At 38.5% G+C, this 4,151-nt stretch carries 7 protein-coding genes and 1 riboswitch; of the genes, 4 read left to right on the top strand and 3 right to left on the bottom strand.

What is annotated here, in order from left to right; all coding sequences use genetic code 11:
- Both F902_RS20485 and F902_RS20480 read left to right on the top strand, forming a co-directional pair.
- Positions 1-506, top strand: a 506-nt coding sequence (locus F902_RS20485; RefSeq protein WP_005206666.1) for a MobA/MobL family protein, incomplete at its 5' end; no start/stop codon positions are given.
- On the top strand, positions 503-1,003 hold the full coding sequence (locus tag F902_RS20480) for a hypothetical protein (protein WP_004844894.1): 501 nt from the start codon (positions 503-505) through the stop codon (positions 1,001-1,003). The genes F902_RS20485 and F902_RS20480, both read left to right, overlap by 4 nt.
- Positions 1,004-1,773: 770 nt before the next feature.
- Here the strand turns inward: F902_RS20480 and ppa are convergent.
- The 3 genes from ppa to F902_RS20465 all read right to left on the bottom strand — a co-directional run bounded on the left by ppa (position 1,774) and on the right by F902_RS20465 (position 3,353).
- Entirely contained in the window at positions 1,774-2,298 is a 525-nt protein-coding gene (gene ppa / locus F902_RS20475; RefSeq protein ID WP_005206664.1) for an inorganic diphosphatase, read from the bottom strand.
- Between the two features lie 26 nt (positions 2,299-2,324).
- A complete protein-coding gene (gene crcB / locus F902_RS20470) occupies positions 2,325-2,705 on the bottom strand; it encodes a fluoride efflux transporter CrcB (RefSeq protein ID WP_005206661.1) in 381 nt (126 codons plus the stop codon).
- Between the two features lie 112 nt (positions 2,706-2,817).
- Positions 2,818-2,885: riboswitch (Fluoride riboswitch) on the bottom strand.
- A gap of 57 nt (positions 2,886-2,942) precedes the next feature.
- Positions 2,943-3,353 carry a conjugal transfer protein TraD gene (locus F902_RS20465; protein ID WP_004844889.1) on the bottom strand — a complete coding sequence of 137 codons (411 nt, stop codon included), beginning with the start codon at positions 3,351-3,353 and terminating at the stop codon, positions 2,943-2,945.
- Positions 3,354-3,632: 279 nt separating this feature from the next.
- Between F902_RS20465 and F902_RS22755 the strand changes: the two genes are divergently transcribed.
- Positions 3,633-3,788, top strand: a complete 156-nt coding sequence (locus tag F902_RS22755) for a hypothetical protein (protein ID WP_004844891.1) — start codon at positions 3,633-3,635, stop codon at positions 3,786-3,788.
- Positions 3,788-4,151: MobA/MobL family protein (locus tag F902_RS20460; protein ID WP_005206659.1), on the top strand; the 364-nt coding region annotated here is incomplete at its 3' end. The genes F902_RS22755 and F902_RS20460, both read left to right, overlap by 1 nt.

The raw sequence follows: 4,151 nt of genomic DNA, 5'->3' as shown, positions 1-4,151 counted from the left end.
CAGAGCAATATTTCAAACGCTATAACAGCAAGAATCCTGAACGTGGCGGAGCTAAAAAAGACAATACAGGCAAGAGTTACCAGGAACGAAAAAACGATATTAAAGACCTACGCCAAAGATGGGCAGATTTATGCAACAGCCATTTAGAAAAACATCAAATTGACAGTCGTATTGATATGCGAAGCTACAAAGAGCAAGGCATAGAGAAAGAACCTGAAAAAAAACTATTACCAAGCCAAGCCAAAGACCCTGAAATCAGGGAAGCCCTGCAACAGTCACGCACAGCCTATAAAGAGCTTGAACAACTAGACTTAGGCGACCCGAAAAAAGACCTGAAAGACCTCAAAGACAGCCCAATTTCAGACAAAGAAATTAAACAGGGGATTGAGAGCTTTAAGGCTGATTTTGACAGCTTCAAACAGCTTGCTTTGGAACAGTACAAAGAACAGCAGAAATTAGAACGAGAGCAACAGAAAACCATGAAGTTTAGAGGGATGAGCCGATGACACCTGATGAAAAAAAGCTATATGCACTGATGGCAGTTGCAGAACAACAGCAGAACCTAGTCAATCAGGCTGTTAAAGAGCTTCAAATCACCGAAGAACGCATTCAAAAGGTCATTGCTGGGCAAACCCATAGCACCGTATCAAAATCGCTAAATACGGGCTTAAAGGAGGGTACAGCGGAGCTTATTAGTACCGCCAAAGCACTTGGACGTTTAAAAAACTCGATTGAATCAGCAAGTGATCAACTCTCATGGAAGCTTCTCACCCTAATTTTAGGAATCTTTATGATTCTTATGCTTGGGATCATTTGGATATTTAGCGTTTATATCAAACCACTTGAAAATATTTCTACAATTGAAAGCTTAAGGCAGGATGGTATTCAGCTTGATATTCGAAATTGTACCGTTGGAGAAGAATCTAAAACGTGCGTTCGTGTGATGAAAGAACAGTGTATTTATGGAAAAAATAAAGATTTCTGCATTATAGACCCTAAATAACGATCACCTGAAAAAGAAAAAGCCCATTCAGTATTGAAACTAAATGGGCTTTCGCTTTATATTCAGCGGTACGCAGTTATTTGATGTATCAGCATCGAATAACGAAGATCATAAGGTTTGGCGACCGTTATGATTTCACACTAGGCTTGTACCTGAACTCTATTTTCACAATAAACGGTGTTTAGATCAAGACTCAAAATGATAAGTCTTCGTTAATTCGTGTTTTAAATCGTCAAATAAGCATCATAGATCGAGCTTTGCCCGCTTCTGCGTGTCCGTTTTACGGTCGGCATGCAGTACGTGTGGTAGGAATAAGTGTCACTGGCGTATTGTAGCTATAGTCGAAAGGCTAAACCGCTTACAGGGGATCTCACATAGGCGGAGCGTTGGGAGTAGTTACATAGGACTTGTTAAGTTGTACGTTGGGGAAACCCTCGCAGAGATACAGGCAATGTAACGACAGGGAGCGCGTGGAGCGAAGTGCAAGACTTTGAGTCCTTGTCTGCATAGTCAGCAAAGCTATGTGCGGATACGACCGATATACGTGGCTCCGAAGCCAAATATATACAGGTAAATCGGCAATACTTAGGGGATATGTCATTTTTTTAAATGACTGCCCTTAGGGTGAGTATTGCCGAAACTCTCTCAACCGTTTCCAAAGCCAAAGCACGAAGTGCGACGCTTTGGGGCGTGTTGAGAGAGTGAGAGCATTTGTTTTTTAGGAGGTTGATTAGTGCAGGTTTACATTTTTAGCCTATTTTTTGCTTAGGCTATTCATGGTTTTTTATTGCTTTAATTATTTCCATTCTTGCTTCTTCAACATTTCCCCAACCGTTAAATTTCATCCATTTGTCTTTTTCTAAATCTTTATAGTGTTCAAAGAAATGTTTCATTTGATCTAATTGAAGCTGAGGAATGTCATTCAGATCTTTAACATTGTCATATAGGGGAGTGAGCTTAGAATGAGGTACAGCAATTATCTTTGCATCAATACCTGCTTCATCTTCCATATACATGACTCCAACAGGGCGGCTGCGAATTACTGATCCTACAGCAACTGCATGTGGAGCTATTACAAATACATCTAATGGATCACCATCTTCACTTAATGTCTGAGGGATATAACCGTAATTAGAAGGATAAGACATTGCTGTACTTAGGAAACGATCAACCAATAATGCATCATATTCTTTATTTACTTCATACTTTATGGGTTTAGCATTTGCAGGGATTTCTATGATGCTATTAAAGTCATCTGGCGGATTAATACCTGCTTTAACATTTTTAAAACTCATTGTTTTACCTTCTAATATTTGAACTATTAATGATTTGTAAAAAATTGATAGGAAACAATTCCTAGCACAGTGAAGATCAGTGAACCAATTACATGAATGGCTATTGTTGAGATAGCATATTCAAGCTTTGAAGCTTGTAGCAACTCAACAATTTCAACTGAAAATGTTGAAAATGTCGTTAAAGCACCGCAGAAGCCTGTAACAACAAATAATTTATAATTAGGACTTATTGAACTGTTTGAAAAAAATGATACAGCTAACCCGATAATGAAAGCACCGATTAAGTTAACAATCACTGTTCCAAATGGAATGTTTTCAAAGACTCTATTAAATCTCAGACTTATGCCCCAACGAAGCCAGGCACCAATTACAGAACCGAGAGCAATTGATAAAAGAGAAAAATACATGTCTGCTCCTAGTTATGAGCAGCAAAAGATATATAAATAACTTTATGAAGGGAAAACATAGCGTAGCTCCATTTTGTAAAAGCAGAGCACGCAACTACGTACCCTGCTTGAGGGAAACGTAGGTATCATCAGCCAGAATTGGCGGTTTGTATAAGGAGGATAGCCATCTCCTTTAAGCTGAAAATTTTAAGCCTATAATTTTAAATATCAATTTTTTTTTAAAAAAGTTGTTTAATTCTAAGATTCTTTACGCTGATTTAGAGTTTCTTGTCCTAAATCCTTCCAAATCTGCCATTTCATATCATTTGGGTCGATTTCAGCAGTTTTAAGCAAAATTCCAAGTAATTCGGCTGGGTCCCGTTGATCTAGGTTCGCAATCTCAAAAAGTGCGCCTAATTGGATGAGATGACGTGTACGAGCTTTACGTTCAGCTTCTTTTTCTGCATTCAGTAATTTTCTAACAGCTACCTTTTGCTTATTCGCTCGATCTATAGCTTTTTCAGCTTTGATTAAGGCATTGAGCTTTTTTTCTTGGTCGGGAGTACGGTATTGGATTTTTGCTAATTCTAATAAAAGCTTTTGTGCATCACTAGGATTTTTTAAAGCAGAAATATAGGTAATTTTTTCAGATAGCCAATCATTATTCATATTCAATTCCATTAATTCAGATACCGCAAAAGTACAGGCTTAATTCTCAAAGAACTTTAACAAAATAATTACGTCCAATGTCCATAATTTTGTTAAAGTTCGTTCTAGAGATTGTCGCCTGCACTTCCATCAAAATTTTGATGGCGCGCTTAGACGTTTCTCAATTTCATTGAGAAACCTAAGCACGTTAGGGACTTCATCCCTAAGACCCTGAAACTTCTTTTTTTCGTAAATTTTCAATTTACGGAAAAAAGAAGTACCAAAGCTAGGAGCAACAGCATGCAACTAAAACAGGTATTGGGAAAAATCAAAGATATTACTTTTGGCGTGATCGCAGCACCGCTACTTATCATCATTATGATGTGGGCTTCCATACTCGATCAAAGAGCATTTAAGAAAGAACGAAACCGAAAAAAGGAACAGGATAAAACCTAATGGCAATAGCCCGTTTAAGTGTCAAAGTCGGTAAGGCAGGCAAAGCAGCACCGCATGCTGAATATATTGATCGGGACGAAGAAAAGAAGCTGAAACAGGAACAGGCAGAAAATGACCTTGAACATAGCGATTATGGAAACATGCCGAAATGGGCTGAACATAATCCGATTACCTTTTGGGAAGCAGCCGACCTTTACGAGCGCAAAAATGGCAGTACCTATCGAGAATATGAAATAGCCCTACCTAGAGAGATGAATGCCGAGCAACGCCTAGAACTGGTTGAGCACTTCATTCAGTCTGAAATTGGCTCAAAATATCCTTATCAGTTTGCGATTCATAACCCTAAAGCAATGGACGGCAACG

Source organism: Acinetobacter higginsii, assembly GCF_000369525.1.
Taxonomy (GTDB): Bacteria; Pseudomonadota; Gammaproteobacteria; order Pseudomonadales; family Moraxellaceae; genus Acinetobacter; species Acinetobacter higginsii.
The sequence above is the reverse complement of the archived record's forward strand: the minus strand, read 5'-3'. Positions and strand labels throughout refer to the sequence as shown.

Coding starts and splice junctions, on each gene's coding strand:
- crcB (WP_005206661.1), bottom strand. CDS start 2,705: ATGTATTTTTCTCTTTTATCAATTGCTCTCGGTTCTGTAATTGGTGCC.
- F902_RS20465 (WP_004844889.1), bottom strand. CDS start 3,353: ATGAATAATGATTGGCTATCTGAAAAAATTACCTATATTTCTGCTTTA.
- ppa (WP_005206664.1), bottom strand. CDS start 2,298: ATGAGTTTTAAAAATGTTAAAGCAGGTATTAATCCGCCAGATGACTTT.
- F902_RS22755 (WP_004844891.1), top strand. CDS start 3,633: ATGCAACTAAAACAGGTATTGGGAAAAATCAAAGATATTACTTTTGGC.
- F902_RS20480 (WP_004844894.1), top strand. CDS start 503: ATGACACCTGATGAAAAAAAGCTATATGCACTGATGGCAGTTGCAGAA.